The sequence below is a fragment of the Oerskovia sp. NPDC056781 genome, from assembly GCF_042789955.1.
In the GTDB taxonomy this organism is placed as follows: Bacteria; Actinomycetota; Actinomycetes; order Actinomycetales; family Cellulomonadaceae; genus Oerskovia; species Oerskovia rustica.
On sequence record NZ_JBHUAD010000094.1, the window covers coordinates 1 to 14,345 of the forward strand.

The 14,345-nt window shown below is 73.3% G+C and carries 14 protein-coding genes and 1 pseudogene; 7 read left to right on the forward strand and 8 right to left on the reverse strand.

What is annotated here, in order from left to right; translation table 11 throughout:
- Together ACFRCR_RS10090 and ACFRCR_RS10095 are read left to right on the forward strand one after the other, a co-directional pair.
- A pseudogene (locus tag ACFRCR_RS10090) lies at window positions 1–289 on the forward strand (hypothetical protein); the annotation flags it as partial.
- Window positions 234–779, forward strand: a complete 546-nt coding sequence (locus tag ACFRCR_RS10095; protein ID WP_377677220.1) for a DivIVA domain-containing protein — start codon at window positions 234–236, stop codon at window positions 777–779. The pseudogene ACFRCR_RS10090 and the gene ACFRCR_RS10095, both read left to right, overlap by 56 nt.
- Window positions 780–791: 12 nt before the next feature.
- On the opposite strand, the gene ACFRCR_RS10100 is transcribed toward ACFRCR_RS10095, so the two are convergent.
- Window positions 792–1,454, reverse strand: coding sequence for a class I SAM-dependent methyltransferase (locus tag ACFRCR_RS10100; RefSeq protein ID WP_377677222.1), 663 nt, complete (start codon window positions 1,452–1,454; stop codon window positions 792–794).
- A gap of 103 nt (window positions 1,455–1,557) precedes the next feature.
- Window positions 1,558–2,367: a GAP family protein gene (locus ACFRCR_RS10105; protein ID WP_377677224.1), complete on the reverse strand. Its 810-nt coding sequence runs from the start codon at window positions 2,365–2,367 to the stop codon at window positions 1,558–1,560.
- Between the two features lie 127 nt (window positions 2,368–2,494).
- Between ACFRCR_RS10105 and ACFRCR_RS10110 the strand changes: the two genes are divergently transcribed.
- Together ACFRCR_RS10110 and ACFRCR_RS10115 are read left to right on the forward strand one after the other, a co-directional pair.
- A complete protein-coding gene (locus tag ACFRCR_RS10110) occupies window positions 2,495–3,976 on the forward strand; it encodes a sensor histidine kinase (RefSeq protein ID WP_377677227.1) in 1,482 nt (493 codons plus the stop codon).
- Window positions 3,973–4,659 carry a response regulator gene (locus ACFRCR_RS10115; RefSeq protein ID WP_377677229.1) on the forward strand — a complete coding sequence of 229 codons (687 nt, stop codon included), beginning with the start codon at window positions 3,973–3,975 and terminating at the stop codon, window positions 4,657–4,659. The genes ACFRCR_RS10110 and ACFRCR_RS10115 overlap by 4 nt, the downstream gene beginning before the upstream one ends.
- Before the next feature lie 117 nt (window positions 4,660–4,776).
- Here ACFRCR_RS10115 and ACFRCR_RS10120 read toward each other — a convergent pair whose 3' ends face one another.
- From ACFRCR_RS10120 to ACFRCR_RS10140, 5 genes are all read right to left on the reverse strand, one after another.
- On the reverse strand, window positions 4,777–6,264 hold the full coding sequence (locus tag ACFRCR_RS10120) for a sugar porter family MFS transporter (protein ID WP_377677231.1): 1,488 nt from the start codon (window positions 6,262–6,264) through the stop codon (window positions 4,777–4,779).
- Window positions 6,265–6,516: 252 nt separating this feature from the next.
- Window positions 6,517–7,323, reverse strand: coding sequence for a helix-turn-helix domain-containing protein (locus ACFRCR_RS10125; RefSeq protein ID WP_377677233.1), 807 nt, complete (start codon window positions 7,321–7,323; stop codon window positions 6,517–6,519).
- A 77-nt stretch (window positions 7,324–7,400) separates the two neighbouring features.
- Complete coding sequence (locus tag ACFRCR_RS10130; protein ID WP_377677234.1) at window positions 7,401–7,910, reverse strand: hypothetical protein; 510 nt, start codon at window positions 7,908–7,910, stop codon at window positions 7,401–7,403.
- 200 nt (window positions 7,911–8,110) lie between these two features.
- Window positions 8,111–9,481 (reverse strand): MFS transporter, encoded by a 1,371-nt coding sequence (locus ACFRCR_RS10135; protein WP_377677236.1) that lies wholly within the window; start codon window positions 9,479–9,481, stop codon window positions 8,111–8,113.
- 128 nt (window positions 9,482–9,609) lie between these two features.
- Window positions 9,610–10,296 carry a FadR/GntR family transcriptional regulator gene (locus tag ACFRCR_RS10140; protein WP_191789876.1) on the reverse strand — a complete coding sequence of 229 codons (687 nt, stop codon included), beginning with the start codon at window positions 10,294–10,296 and terminating at the stop codon, window positions 9,610–9,612.
- A 130-nt stretch (window positions 10,297–10,426) separates the two neighbouring features.
- On the opposite strand from ACFRCR_RS10140, the gene ACFRCR_RS10145 reads away from it, so the two are divergent.
- Window positions 10,427–11,059: a gluconokinase gene (locus ACFRCR_RS10145; RefSeq protein ID WP_377677238.1), complete on the forward strand. Its 633-nt coding sequence runs from the start codon at window positions 10,427–10,429 to the stop codon at window positions 11,057–11,059.
- Window positions 11,056–12,468 (forward strand): gluconate:H+ symporter, encoded by a 1,413-nt coding sequence (locus ACFRCR_RS10150; RefSeq protein WP_377677240.1) that lies wholly within the window; start codon window positions 11,056–11,058, stop codon window positions 12,466–12,468. Before ACFRCR_RS10145 ends, ACFRCR_RS10150 begins: the two co-directional genes overlap by 4 nt.
- A 73-nt stretch (window positions 12,469–12,541) precedes the next feature.
- On the opposite strand, the gene ACFRCR_RS10155 is transcribed toward ACFRCR_RS10150, so the two are convergent.
- Window positions 12,542–13,660 (reverse strand): VIT1/CCC1 family protein, encoded by a 1,119-nt coding sequence (locus ACFRCR_RS10155; RefSeq protein ID WP_377677241.1) that lies wholly within the window; start codon window positions 13,658–13,660, stop codon window positions 12,542–12,544.
- Window positions 13,661–13,783: 123 nt separating this feature from the next.
- Here ACFRCR_RS10155 and ACFRCR_RS10160 point away from each other — a divergent pair, with 123 nt between their 5' ends.
- Window positions 13,784–14,161, forward strand: a complete 378-nt coding sequence (locus ACFRCR_RS10160) for an FKBP-type peptidyl-prolyl cis-trans isomerase (RefSeq protein WP_030151190.1) — start codon at window positions 13,784–13,786, stop codon at window positions 14,159–14,161.
- The last annotated feature ends 184 nt before the right edge of the window (window positions 14,162–14,345 follow it).

The window sequence follows — 14,345 nt, forward strand, 5'->3', positions numbered from 1 at the left end:
CGACGTGGCGCTGCGGCTGCCCGCGTCGATCGGCCTCACCGTCGCCGGGAACACGGTCGGCGGGGCCGTCTCCAGCGCCTTCCCCGAGCTGTCGGTGCACGGCCCCTGGGGCCCCAAGCAGCTCACCGGCGTCCTCGGCTCCGGCGCCGGGCGGCTGACGTGCAGCACCGTCTCCGGCGGCATCACCGTGCTGCGCCGCCCGCCGTCCCACCTCACCCCTCGGAGCGCCCCGCATGCTGACCGCCCAGCAGGTCCTGGACACGACGTTCACCGCGACCAAGTTCCGTGAGGGATACGACGTCGAGCAGGTCGACATCTACCTCGACGACGTCAGCGCGACGCTCAAGGCGTACGAGGCGGGCGGCCGTCCCGGCACGGGGCCGCTCACGTCGGCGGCGGCCGGGGACGTCCGGTTCTCGGCCACGAAGTGGCGTGAGGGCTACGACGTCACCGAGGTCGACGACCTCATCGACCAGATCGTCGGCACGCTCCGGTCCTACGAGTCCGGCACCACCCCGGCGTCGCCCCTGACCGTCCCGCACCCGACCGAGGCGGCGCACGACGTCGTCGGGCAGCTGGACGCGCCCGCACCGGTGCACGCGCCCGGCGCCCGGCCCCTCGGGATCCACGACCTGACCACCCAGCTCCAGTACGCGCGCGTCCGCGCGAACGGCAGCGACCGGCTCGTCGTGCTGCTCCCCGACGGCTCGAGCGCCCACGTGACCGCGCTCGACGCGGGCCCGCAGGGGATCACGCTCCGCACCGCGCCCCAGGCGTAGCCCGGTCCGGGGCTACGGGCGCCGCACCCGCAGCACCGTGTCGCGGACGGTGGCCGGACGCCCTTCGGCGTCGAGCATCTCGCGCGTGGGTGCGTCGTTGGTCTCGACCGTCCAGCCGTCGAGGTCGAGCTCGCCCAGGAGGTCGTCGCCCGTGTAGAAGAAGTGCTCGTCGAACTCGCGGCGCACCGTCTCGTGGTCCTCGGGGTGGTGCCCGACGACGAGCAGCCGCCCGCCCGGTGCCACGGCCTGAGCGAGGCGCGGGAAGACCTGGCGGCGGAGGTCTGCCGGCAGGTGCATGAAGTGGGCCGTGACGAGGTCGAAGCGCTCGTCCCCGGGCTCCCACCCGACGAGGTCGGCCTGGCGCCACTCGATGCGGTCGGCGACCTCGGCGCTCACCGCGTCCGCGTGCGCCGCAGCCTTCGAGAGGGCAACGGGCGACACGTCGAGCCCGACCACGCGCCACCCCTGCCGCGCGAGCCACACCGCGTCGGCCCCCTCGCCCGCGCCCACCTCGAGCGCGCTGCCCGCGGGCAGGTCGGCGACCTCGCGCACGAGCTGCGGGTTCGGGTTGCCGCTCCAGACCGACTCCGCGGAACCGTAGCGCTCGTCCCAGAAGGCCTGGTCGTGGTGGTGCTGCTGGTGGCCGTGCTCGTGGTTCTGGTGGTCGTGTGCCACACGGGCTCCTCGGGTCGGGCGGGCCGCAGGGGGCGGCCGACTTCCCCGACCATGGGGCCTGGCCCGGCCCTCGCGCAAGCGACGTTGCCGTTCCGGCAAACGCCTACCCGATCCAGCCGAGCCACACCACGGCGTCGCGCGCGAGCAGGAACCCGACGATCCCCACGACCCACGCCGTGGTCGACGCCGCGTTCCTCGTCATCCACGCGTTGAGCCGGTCGAGCAGCGGCCCCACCTGGCGGGCCGCGAGGACCCGCCCTGCCAGGAGCACCAGCGCGGGCAGCACCATGACGACGCAGTACCCCGCCAGGACGACCGCCGTCGCAGGCCACCCGAGGTCCGCGCGGGTCATCATCCCGATCGCCGCGAGGTAGGGCAGCATCGACGCGAGCTCGATCGCCGCGGCCGCGAGCGCCAGCCCCATGAGGGCCGTCACGGAACCGGTGCGCGGCGCGGTCGCCACGCCCGGGTGCGCGTCGGGCGCGGGGTGCGCTGCGCCGTCGGGCAGGGGTGTGAGGCCCGACGACGCCGCTCCCGTCTCGTTCGACACCCCCATCGCGCGGGCCCGCCACCTCAGGACGCGACCCTGTCCGTCCGACGACTCTCTGGACCGCCGGTCGAGGCGGAAGCTGTACGCGACGAGCGCGGCCCCCACGAGCAGCTCGACGATCCGGGCGGGCCGTGTCTCGAAGAGCTCGCCGAACCCGTCGGCGAAGGCCCCCGCGCCGAGCGCGATGACGACCCCGACCACGAGGTAGAACCCGACGATCGTGCCCAGGTAGACGAGCAGTCGCGCCACGCGCACACGCCCGGGGGTCATGAGGAGCCACACGGGGATGAGCAGCGTCCCGAAGCTCGTCGAGTCGACGAGAGCCAGGACGACGAGGGCGCCGAGGAGAGGCAGGAGTTCCATGCCGCAAGGTTCGTGCGCGGCGGCGGGTGGCGTCGTCGGGCGGACGAGTGATCCTCGGGTCGGCGGGCGCCGCGCCGTACATCGTTCGGGCGATCCCCGGGCCGGGTCGCTGTGCTGTGATGGGGGCGTGCCCGACCCTCTGCCCACGGCTGCCGACACCGGGGCCCTGACCGCGAGCGCCGACGCGGCGACAGCGCCGAGCCACGCCTCGCGCGTGCGGCGGCTCGTGCACCGGATCGACGCCGGGTTCCGCGACGACGGGCCGGGCGGGGACCCGTACAGCGCGGCCGGGACGTTCCTCGTCGGGGTCGCGCTGCTCGCGGTCGGGGTGGTCTCGGTCTGGTCCGTGTCTGCGTTCGTGCAGCCCGAGAGCCGGTGGTGGCACGTCGTGCCCCTCGCGGTCGGCTGCCTGATCCTGCTCGCCAAGCGCCGCCACACCGCGCTCGCCCTCGTGGGTGGGACGCTCGTGGTCGCCGCCGACGTCCTGATCGGCGGCAGTCTCAGCATGCTCCTGGTCCTGTGGGAGCTGCTGTTCGCGTGCGGCCTCTACGGGAGCAAGCGCCTCCGGACGGTCGTCAACGTCGTCGTGACGGTGCTCGTCGTCGCGGCCGCGGTGGCCACGGGCGAGTACTTCCGGGACGTGCAGGGGTTCGCCCTCGGCGGCATCCAGGCGGCGGCGATCATCGCGACGCCCCTGTGGTGGGCCGCGAACGTGCGTCAGAAGACCGACCTCGCCGCGCTCTCGGCCGAGCGGGCCGACCTCGAGGCGCAGCGGGCCGACCTCGAGGCTCAACGGGCAGCCGACCTGGAGCAGATCGCCGAGCTCGGTCAGCACGAGGCCGTGCGGGCCGAGCGTGCGGCGATGGCACGCGACCTGCACGACGTCATCGCGTCGCACCTGTCGGCCATCGCGATCCACTCGGGGGCCGCGCTCGCGTCGCCTCCGGACGCCGCGAAGGACCGGGGCGCGCTCGAGCTCGTGCGGTCGAGCAGCATCACGTCGCTCGAGGAGATGCGCGCCATGATCCTGCTGCTGCGCTCGGACCTGCCGCGCACCGACAGCCCGGCCGGCCCCGCGACCCGTGACGCGTCGCGCGGCACGGTGCTCGCGGGCGAGGCCGTCGCAGCCCCCGCGCGCCTCGCCGGGCTCGACGACGTGATCTCGTCCGCACGCGCCCAGGGCCTCACGGTCGAGGTCGAGGACCCCGACGACGCCCGGTCGGCGCACCTCCCGTCGGCTCTCGACCAGGCCGCGCACCGGATCGTGCAGGAGGCGCTGACGAACGCGGCCAAGCACGCCCCGGGGGGCCGCGTGCGGGTCGTGCTCGGGCTGGGCGAGCCGCCCGAGCAACGCCTCACGGTCGAGGTCACGAGCACCCTGACCTCCCGCTCCGGGCCCTTGCCCCCGAGCCTGAGCGCCCGCACCGGTCTCCTCACGATGCGCGAGCGCGCCGAGGCGCTCGGCGGCACGTTCCGGGCGGGCCCGACGGACGCGGGCGACGCGTGGACCGTCCGGGCCGACCTGCCCCTGGGCCGGTCCTGCACCGAGGCGTCAGGACGCAACCCACCCGCCCTCGACCCCGCCGACACACCCGGAGCCCCCGCATGATCCGTGTCCTGCTCGCCGACGACCACGCCGCGATCCGCGCCGGCCTGCGCTTCCTGCTCGACTCCGCACCGGACGTCGAGGTCGTCGGCGAGGCCTCCGACGGCGCCGCCGCGATCACGAACGCCCGCGCCCTGCGCCCCGAGGTCGTCCTCATGGACCTGCGCATGCCCGGCGTCGACGGTATCGAGGCCACGCGCACGATCGTCGCCGAACGCCTCGCCGAGGTCCTCGTCCTGACGACGTTCGACCTCGACGAGTACGTCGACGAGGCCCTGCGCGCAGGAGCCGCGGGATTCCTGCTCAAGACCGCGGAGCCCGCCGCGCTCATCGACGCGGTCCGCCGCGTCGCGGCCGGGGACGGCGTCCTCGCGCCCGAGGTCACGCGTCGTCTCCTCGCGGCGTTCGCGTCCGCACCGAGGCCCGACGGCGCCACCCACCTCCCGGGGGGCGCGCCGCCGTCGGGCACGGGGGCGCCGGGCGACCCCCGCCTGTCCGACCTGACCCCGCGCGAGACCGACGTGCTCGCGGCCCTCGGCCGCGGGCTGTCCAACCAGGGCATCGCCGACGAGCTCGTCATCAGCGAGGCCACCGCGAAGACGCACGTGTCGCGCGTGCTCGCCAAGCTCCAGGTCACGACCCGCATGCAGGCCGCGATCGTCGCGCGCGACACGGGGCTCGCGTAGCGCACGACCCACGGCCCGGGATCACTGGCAGCACGCTGCCCTCGGCCCCGAACGGGAGATGCCCCCGGTCCGGAAGCGGATCGGGGGCATCTGCGCGTTCGTCGTGAGAGACGGCGGTCAGGCCGACTCGACGATGTGCCCACGCTTGATGACGAAGTCGTCGCGCATGTCCTCGAGCTCCTTGCCGCGCGTCTCCGGGATCTTGTAGAAGACGAAGAACAGCGACAGCAGCGCGAAGAACGCGTAGAACGCGTACGCGAAGCTCAGGCCGATGTCGGCCAGCACGGGGAAGGTCGTCGAGATCGCGAAGTTCGCGACCCACTGCGCGGCGGCAGCGACCGCGAGCGCGCTCGCACGGATGCGGTTGGGGAACATCTCCCCCAGCAGCACCCAGACGACCGGCCCCCACGACGCCCCGAAGAACACCACGAACGCGTTGGCCGCGATGAGCGCGACCGTGGCCCAGGCGCCGTCGAGCGAGGCCGTGGACGTGCCGTCGGAAGCCGTGGTCATCGTGGCCTGCGTGAACGCGACGGCCATCATGCCGAGCGAGACGAACATGCCCGTCGATCCCGCGAGGAGCAGGATGCGGCGGCCGATCCGGTCGATCAGGAGGATCGCCACGATCGTCACCACGATGTTCGTGACCGACGTGATGACCGACGTCAGGAGCGCGTCGTCCTCGGAGAACCCGACCGACCTCCACAGCGTCGTCGAGTAGTAGAAGATCACGTTGATGCCGACGAACTGCTGGAAGACCGAGAGCAGGATGCCGACCCAGACGATCGGCTTGAGACCCAGGCGCTTGCCCCTCAGGTCCTTGATCGACGCCTTCGTGTCCGACTTGAGAGAGTCCTCGATGTCCGCGATCTTGTGGTCGACGTCCTCGACCCCCGTGAACTCCCGCAGGACCTCGGCGGCCTTCTTCGTCTCGCCCTTCGCCACCAGGTAACGCGGCGACTCCGGGATGCGGAGCGCGAACAGGCCGTACGCGACCGCCGGGACCGCGGCCGCCATGAACATCCAGCGCCACGCCTCCTGGCCCAGCCACAGCACGTTCGACGCGCCGCCCGCAGCCCCTGCCAGCGCGGCGTCCGTGAGGAGCGAGGCGAAGATGCCGGTCACGATCGCGAGCTGCTGCAACGACCCGAGCCGCCCACGGATGCGCGCCGGGGAGACCTCCGCGATGTACGCGGGCGCGATGACCGACGCGGCACCGATACCCAGGCCGCCGACCACGCGCCACAGGATCAGGTCGACCACCGAGAACGCGAGACCCGAACCGAACGCCGACACGAAGAACAGTGCCGACGCGATGAGCATGACCTTGATGCGGCCGATCTTGTTCGCGACGGGCCCCGCGAACCAGGCGCCCACCGCACAGCCGATGAGCGCCGACGACACCGCGAACCCGGTGATCGCCGCGTTCAGCTCGAACGTCTCGGACAGGGAGTCGACGGCCCCGTTGATCACCGCCGTGTCGAACCCGAACAGGAAGCCACCCAGTGCGGCCGCCAGGCTGATCCCGACGACCTTCTTGTTCAGCCGCTTGGCCCTGGCCTGGGCCTGTGCGTCCCCAGCCGCTCCCGCGTCGTTGCTGGTCATGACGACCCCCTCCGTGTCAGGTTGTCCTTCGACGATAGTGAGGAGAGGGCGTGGTCGCGCGGTGAGCGACCGTGGTGAGGGTCACGGGACAGGTGACCTGCGGCGTCGGAGGTGCGACGGTGTCTCCACCCTTCCACCGAGCGTGCAGTTCGGGCTGCCGTTCGGCGCGTAGGACGACCCGAACTGCACACTCGATGAGCAGCATCGCCACCCGGCGCTCCGTCGTCGGGGCAGGCCCGGCCGCGTCGCCCGCTACCCCGGCACCGGGTCCTCGGCGTCCCGGCGGGCATCCGCCGCAGCACGCAGGACCTCGGCCGTGCGGTCGTCGGCCGGGAGGAACGTCTCGATCGTGAGCTCGGACAGCGTGACGTCGACGGGCGTCCCGAAGGTCGTGACCATCCCGAGGAAGGCGAGCTCGTCGTCGCCGTGCCGCAGCCGGAACGGGATCGCGAGGCCGCTCTGCTCGGGGTCGGCCGACCCTTCGGCCGCGGCGGGCCCCGCCGCGACCGGGTACCCGTCGAGCTCGCGGTGGAGCTCCGCGAGGTCGACGTCGGCGCTCCACTCGACCTGGCGCCGCAGCCGGCCCAGCAGCTCCCCGCGCCAGCGGGCGAGGTCGACGACGCGCGGCGCCATGCCTCGCGGGTGCAGACCGATGCGGAGCACGTTCACGGGCTCGATCAGCAGGTCCTCGTCGACCCCGTCGAGCAGCACCTCGACCGACGCGTTGGCCTCGATCAGCGTCCACGTCCGGTCCACGACGAACGCCGGGAACGGGTCGTGCGCGTCCAGGACGGCCCGCAGCGACGCACGCAAGGGCTCCAGCGCAGCGACCGGCGTCTCGGGGTGGGCAGGCGCGTACCCCGCAGCCAGCATCAGCCGGTTCCGCTCCCGCAGCGGGACGTCCAGGACCTCCCCCAGCCGGGTCACGAGTCCCGGGCTCGGTCGGGACCTCCCGGTCTCCACACAGCTCAGGTGCCGGGTCGAGACGTCCGCCTCGATCGAGAGCGCGAGCTGGCTGACGCGCCGGCGCACGCGCCACTCGCGGAGCAGCGCGCCCACGGTGGCCTGCCGCGGCGAGGCTGCGGGGCCGCCCGTCGCCGTCCGGGCCGCTGGACGTTCGACTGCCGGGACCCCCGTCACCGGGGACCGCCCAGACGGCCCAGGCCCACCGCTTCGGTGATCGTGATCCACAGCACGGCGAGGGCCTGGGCGACCACGAAGAGGGCTCCCCAGAGCGTCGGCGACCAGATCAGCAGGACGGCGACGCTCGCGGACATCCACGCGCAGTTGGCGACGACGACGGCCCGCGCGGCGCCCCGGTGCAGCGGGACGCGTCGCGCGGTGAACCACAGGAAGGTCGCGAGGAGCAGCAGCACGACGCCCGCCCCGAGCAGGAGCGGGACGGGCAGCCCGAGGGGGCCGGCGAGCGGGACCGCGGCGGCCAGCAGCAACGGAGCGCTCACGAGACCGGCGAGCGCGTCGGTCCTGATCGCTCGCCGGAGGGAGGTCTCGGGGGCCTCGGGCACGGGGTGGGAAGCAGCGGTGCGGGCGGGAGCGGACGGGGCGGGAGCGGACGGGGCGGGAGCGGACGGGGCGGGAGCGGACGGGGCGGGAGCGGACGGGGCGGGAGCGGCAGCGGGATGCATCGTGACCTCCGGTGGGCGGGTGCTGTGGGTCCCACTCTCGGGGGACCGCGTGCACCCTGTCGATGACCTCTCAGGTCATGCTGGCGCCCCGGAACCGGCCGCGCACGCCCGACCCCGGATCGCCGAGTGTGCACTTCGGGCTGTTCCCCGGCCTCGCGGACGACCCGAACTGCACGTTCGGCGGGCCGGACCGTGCCGCCCTAGGGCTCGGGGTGCAGCGCGTCGTACCTCAGGAAGCGCGGCTGCGCCCGCAGGATCAGCCACACCACGACGATGCAGGCCAGGCCACCCGCGACCGCGGCCCACGCCTCGCCGAACCAGCTCGCCTGCGCACCGAGCACGACCTCGCCCAGGCGCGGGCCGCCCGCGACGACCACGATGAACACCCCCTGGAGGCGTCCACGCATGTCGTCGGGCGTCGCGGTCTGCAGGATCGTCTGGCGGAAGACCGCGCTCACGGCGTCGGAGGCCCCCGCGAGGGCGAGCGCGACGCACGCCGCGACGAGCCCGCCCACGAGCACCTGTGGCGGGTTCGTGGAGCCGACCAGGAGCAGCACGGCACCGAACGCCGCGATCGACAGCCCCCACGCCGTGATGGCCCACGCGATGACGAGCCCCTGCCAGCGCACGCGCGCCAGCGCCCCGGAGAACACCCCGGCGAGGACCGCGCCGACCGCGAACGCCGCGCTCAGGACGCCCGTCGTGGTCTCGCCGCCCCCGATGAACAGGACGCCGACCGCGGGCAGCAACACGCGTGGGAAGGCGAGGATCATCGCGGCGAGGTCGACCAGGAAGGTCGTGCGGACGTTGGGTCGGGTCGCGAGGTAGCGCAGGCCGTCGACCACCGAGCTGATGCCGACGACCTTGCGGCGGGGCGCCGCTGCGTCCGCCGCCGGGTTGGAGCCGTCGTCAGAACCACCGTGACCCGGAGTGCTCGCTGGTTCCGGCACGTCGCTCGTGAGGACCGGCGGGATCGACGGCAGCCGCCACACGGCCCACAGCGCCGCCGCGAACAGCACCGCGTCGATCGTGTACGCGATCCCGTACCCCCACAGCGCCACGAGGAACGCCCCGAGCAGCGGGCCCACGGTCAGCGCGATGCTCCACGAGATCGTCTGGAGCGCGTTCGCGGCGGGCAGCAGGCGGGGCTCGACCAGGCGCGGGATGATCGCCGACCGCGCGGGGTTGTTGATCGCGAACGCCGCGGACTGGAGCGCGACGAGCCCGTACAGGACCCCGACGGACCCGACGTCGAGCCATGCCTGGAGCGCGAGCAGCCCCGTGACGACCCACAGCGCCCAGGACGCGAGCAGCGCGACCTTGCGGCGGTCGTACGCGTCGACCAGCGCGCCCCCGTACAGGCCGAGCGCCACGAGGGGCACGAGCGCGAAGATCCCGAGCACGCCGACCGCGAGCGTCGAGCCCGTGAGCGCGTAGACCTGGAGACCTACGGCCACGACCGTGAGCTGGGAACCGAGGTTGGAGATCCCGAGCCCCCACCACAGCCGGCGGAAGGGCGGGGAGACGCGGAGCGGGGTCGTGTCGGCAAGGATGCCGTCGAGGCGGGGCACGACCGACGAGGCTACCCCGCACCGGCCCGAAGACCGTCTCCCGGGGCGACCGTCTCAGGACGTGAGTCTCCCGCGCACGGTGCGCGACGCCGTCGGGCCGTCCGGGCGACGGCCTGCGGGGGGAGCGCTCACTCCGCGAGCGCCGCCCGGACCTCGCCCACGAGCGCCGCCATGGCGCGTTCGGCCTCGACGGGGTCGCCCGCCGCGACGGCGCGGGCGACGGCCTCGTGCTCGTCGAGGGCCTCGGCGACCGGCGCCTGCGGCATGAGGCCCAGGTGCGTACGTCCGGCGAGGACCTCGCCGACGACCTCGGTGAGCGCCGCGAACATCTCGTTGCCGCACGAGCGCAGGAGCAGGGCGTGCAGGCGGATGTCGAGCTGGAGGAACTCCTCGAGGCGCCCGGCCTCGCCGAGCTCGCGCATGCGCGCGGCGAGCTCGACGGCCTCGGTGCGGGCCTCGGGGGTCGCGTGCCGGGCGGCGCCGGCCGCGGCGAGGGGTTCGACGGCGCAGCGCAGCTCGGTCAGCGAGCGCAGCTGGGCGTCGCGGCCCGGTCCGGCGAGGCGCCAGCGGATGATGCGGGCGTCGTAGACGTTCCAGTCCTGCTCGGGGAGGACGACGAGACCGATGCGTCGGCCCGAGCGCACGAGGCCGAGCGCTTCGAGCTGGCGCATGGTCTCGCGGGTCACGGTGCGGGAGACGCCGAACTCGGTGCCGATCCCGTCGAGGGTCAGCGTGCTGCCCGCAGGGAGGTGACCTGCGGTGATGCGCTGGCCGAGGACGTCGGTCACCGAGCTGTGGAGCACCGTCGCGGACATGGGTCGAGCCTACGGCTTCCACCATTGGTCACACCATTGTTTGCCAAAGGTGATACCAATCATGCATGCTCGAACAGCGGCCGCAGAGGTCCGCGCACGACGCAGCAGTCGACAGGCCAAGGAACCCCTCATGGACACAGACGTCAGCCCCGCCCCGACACCGGGGAGCGAGACCGAACCCGTGCACCTCGTCATCATGGGCGTCGCGGGCTCGGGCAAGACCACGGTCGCGACCCTGGTCGCCGAGCGCACGCACCGCCCCTACGCCGAGGCCGACGAGTTCCACCCGCAGGCCAACATCGACAAGATGAGCGCGGGCACCCCGCTCACCGACGAGGACCGCTGGCCCTGGCTCCGGGCGATGCGCGACTGGCTCGACCACCAGGCCGCCGAGGGCGACTCCGCCGTCGTGACCTGCTCGGCGCTCAAGCGCACCTACCGCGACCTGCTGCGCACGGCGCACGGCCGTGTGCGGTTCGTGCACCTCACCGGGAGCCCCGAGCTCCTCGAGGAGCGCATGACGCACCGCAGCGGGCACTTCATGCCCGCGTCCCTCCTGCCGTCCCAGCTCGCGACGCTCGAACCCCTCGCGGACGACGAGGACGGGATCACGCTCGACGTCGGCACCCCGCCCGAGGAGCTCGTCGACCGCATCCTCGCGACCAGCGCCCTGCCCCACCCCACGATCCCCCGCGTGCCCCGTCACCTGGCGGCCGACCCCAGCACCGACCCCAGCACCGACACCGACACCGAGGAGCGATGATGCTCACCCTCGCCTCGCACCCGCTCGCCGCGGGCGCCCTGCGCGCAGCCACCGAGACCCCCACGACCGACGCCGGGACGGCCCAGCTGATCCTCGCGGCCGTGGTCGGGATCGCGACGATCATCGTCCTGATCGTGTGGCTCAAGCTCCACCCGTTCCTGTCCCTCATGATCGGCTCGGCGGTCCTCGCGATCGTCGCAGGCATCGACTTCGTGAGCGCGTTCGTGAGCTTCTCGGCCGGGCTCGGCTCGACCGTCGCGGGCGTCGGTGTCCTCATCGCGCTCGGCGCGATCATCGGCAAGATGCTCATCGACTCGGGCGGTGCCGACCAGATCGTCGACACGATCCTCGCGCGCACGCCCGTGCAACGGCTGCCGTGGGCCATGGCGCTCATCGCGTTCGTGATCGGCATCCCGCTGTTCTTCGAGGTCGGCGTCGTCCTGCTCATCCCCGTGGTCATGATGGTGGCCCGCCGCTCCAGGGTCTCCCCGATCCTCGTCGGCATCCCCGCCCTCGCGGGCCTCTCCGCGCTGCACGGCCTCGTGCCCCCGCACCCCGGCCCGCTGCTCGCGATCGACGCGCTCGGCGCGAACCTCGGCCTGACGCTCGGGCTCGGCCTCCTCGTCGCGGTCCCGACCGTGATCGTCGCGGGCCCCCTGCTCGCCAAGCCCCTCGCGGCGTGGGTCAAGCTGCCCCCGCCCACGACCGTCCTGGGCGTGAGCGAGCGCGACCAGGACGCCCCGCGCCCGAGCTTCGCGGTCGCCGTCACCGTGGTGCTGCTGCCCGTCATCCTCATGCTGGCCCGGACCGTCGTCGAGACGACCGGGACGCTGGACACGCCCGTCGGCAAGGGGCTCGAGTTCATCGGGACGCCGCTCGTCGCGCTGCTCATCACGTCGCTCGTGTCGCTCGTCGCGTTCGGCAGCGCGATGGGCCGCACGCGCGACGAGATCAGCTCGCTCGTCGACAAGTCGTTCGCCCCGATCGCGGGCATCCTGCTCATCGTGGGCGCGGGTGGCGGCTTCAAGCAGACGCTCGTCGACTCGGGCGTGGGCGACGTCATCGCGAGCGGCATCTCCGACGCGAACCTCTCACCGCTCCTCGCGGGCTGGCTCGTCGCGGCCCTCATCCGCGTGGCGACCGGGTCCGCGACGGTCGCGACCATCACGGCCGCCGGGATCATGGCCCCGCTCGCGACCGGGCTCTCGCCCACGCACGCAGCGCTGCTGGTCCTCGCGATCGGCGCGGGCTCGGTGTTCCTGTCCCACGTGAACGACGCGGGGTTCTGGCTCATCAAGGAGTACTTCGGGATGACCGTGGGCCAGACGTTCAAGACGTGGTCCGTCATGGAGTGCGTGCTGTCGGTCGTGGCGCTGGTCGTGATCCTGCTGCTGGGCCTGGTCGTCTAGCGCACCGCTCCCGGCGAGGGAGGCCCGACGGCGGAGGCACGCTCCGCCGTCGGGCCTTCGTGCTGCGACCCGGCTACGAGACCGTCGCCCCGAACACCAGGCCCAGCGCGTACGTCGCGGCGGCAGCACCGAACCCGATCGCGAGCTGGCGCAGCGCGCGCTTGATCGGCGATGCACCCGACAGCAGCCCGACCGTGGCACCCGTCCCGAGCAGCGCGAGCCCCACGAGTCCGCTCCCGACGAGGATCGCGACCCCGCCCTGGAGCCCGAACAGGTACGGCAGCACGGGGATGAGCGCGCCCGACGCGAAGAACAGGAACGACGACACCGCAGCCCCCATCGCGGAGCCGTGCGTCTCGAACTCGTCCCCCTCCACCGCCGGCGCGATCACGGTCGCGGCCGTGTACGTCGACAGGACCTCGCCAGCATGCTTCTCGGCCTCGTCGGGTGCGAGGCCCCGTGCCCGGTAGACGAGCGCGAGCTCGTTCGCGTCGACGTCGAGGTGCGGCAGCGCGGCCGAGGCCAGAGGACTGGGCGTCGACGCGTCGAGCAGCTCACGCTGCGAACGGACGGACACGTACTCGCCCGCACCCATCGACAGCGCACCTGCGAGCAGGCCCGCGAGGCCCGACAGCAGCACGGTCGCGTTCGACGCACCCGACGCCCCGATCCCGAGGATCAGCGCGAGGTTGGACACCAGGCCGTCGTTCGCGCCGAACACCGCGGCCCGGAAGGTCCCCGACATGCGCATGCGCCCGCGCGTCGCGAGGCCGCGCACGACCTCCTCGTGGATGCGCTCGTCGGCAGCCATCGTCGCGGTCGCGTCGGCGTCGGTCTCGTACGTCGAACGAGCCTCGGCCCGCTGCGCGAGCGCGAGCACGAACACCCCGCCGAACCGGCGGGCGAACAACCCGAGGGACCGCGTGCGCCAGTCACCGCGCAACGGCTTGCCCACGTCGTCGCCCAGCAGCGCGAGCCAGTGGTTCTCGTGCCGCTTCTCGGCGTCGGCGAGCGCCAGGAGGATCTCCCTCTCCTCGCCGCTGCGGCGCGAGGCGAGGTCGCGGTAGGTCGCGGCCTCGGCACGCTCGTCGGCCAGGTAGCGGCGCCAGCGGCGGATGTCCTGAGGGGTCCGACGGCGGTCCGCACCTGCGTCTGCGGGCGCGCCGGAGGTCGGTGTGGCGGGGGGAGTCATGCGTTCATCATGGCAAGAAAGGGCCCTCCGTGGGTTTCGGGATCCCCAACTTTTCCGCACGGTTCTGCGGTTCTCGGGAGTTCCGACAGCCCGCGCGGGGGTGCGGCGTGGTTGGATCGGAACATGTCCGAGAACACCGAACGCACCCGTCCTGAGGTCGATGCCCCCGAGGGTCCGGCCCCCACCGAGCTCGAGGTCACCGACCTGATCGTCGGCGACGGCGCCGAGGCGCAGCCCGGCTCGACCGTCAACGTCCACTACCTGGGCGTCGAGTACGACTCCGGCGAGGAGTTCGACTCGTCCTGGAGCCGCGGCCAGTCCATCAACTTCCCGCTGCGCAGCCTCATCGCCGGCTGGCAGCAGGGCATCCCGGGGATGAAGGTCGGCGGGCGCCGCAAGCTCGTCTGCCCCCCGGAGCTCGCGTACGGACCGGCCGGCGGCGGCCACCGCCTGTCCGGCAAGACGCTCGTCTTCGTGATCGACCTGCTCGGCGTCAGCTGACCACGGCCTGATCCTGCAGCGCCCCCGCGCCCCCGCGCCCCCGCTCCCCCGGTCACAGGTGGGGGCGGGGGCGTCGTGCTCCCGGGGGACACTCCCGACCGCTCACCGGGGCGGGGTGAGTTTCCGGTCACGCCGGTCTTGACGAGATCCCCGGCGCCCGACGGCGCAGCGCACGTCGCGCACC

What these genes read in the sequence shown, in the direction of transcription:
- ACFRCR_RS10095 (WP_377677220.1), top strand. Translation starts at nt 234, where the DNA reads ATGCTGACCGCCCAGCAGGTCCTGGACACGACGTTCACCGCGACCAAG.
- ACFRCR_RS10105 (WP_377677224.1), bottom strand. Translation starts at nt 2,367, where the DNA reads ATGGAACTCCTGCCTCTCCTCGGCGCCCTCGTCGTCCTGGCTCTCGTC.
- ACFRCR_RS10115 (WP_377677229.1), top strand. Translation starts at nt 3,973, where the DNA reads ATGATCCGTGTCCTGCTCGCCGACGACCACGCCGCGATCCGCGCCGGC.
- ACFRCR_RS10120 (WP_377677231.1), bottom strand. Translation starts at nt 6,264, where the DNA reads ATGACCAGCAACGACGCGGGAGCGGCTGGGGACGCACAGGCCCAGGCC.
- ACFRCR_RS10130 (WP_377677234.1), bottom strand. Translation starts at nt 7,910, where the DNA reads ATGCATCCCGCTGCCGCTCCCGCCCCGTCCGCTCCCGCCCCGTCCGCT.
- ACFRCR_RS10140 (WP_191789876.1), bottom strand. Translation starts at nt 10,296, where the DNA reads ATGTCCGCGACGGTGCTCCACAGCTCGGTGACCGACGTCCTCGGCCAG.
- ACFRCR_RS10145 (WP_377677238.1), top strand. Translation starts at nt 10,427, where the DNA reads ATGGACACAGACGTCAGCCCCGCCCCGACACCGGGGAGCGAGACCGAA.
- ACFRCR_RS10150 (WP_377677240.1), top strand. Translation starts at nt 11,056, where the DNA reads ATGATGCTCACCCTCGCCTCGCACCCGCTCGCCGCGGGCGCCCTGCGC.
- ACFRCR_RS10155 (WP_377677241.1), bottom strand. Translation starts at nt 13,660, where the DNA reads ATGACTCCCCCCGCCACACCGACCTCCGGCGCGCCCGCAGACGCAGGT.
- ACFRCR_RS10160 (WP_030151190.1), top strand. Translation starts at nt 13,784, where the DNA reads ATGTCCGAGAACACCGAACGCACCCGTCCTGAGGTCGATGCCCCCGAG.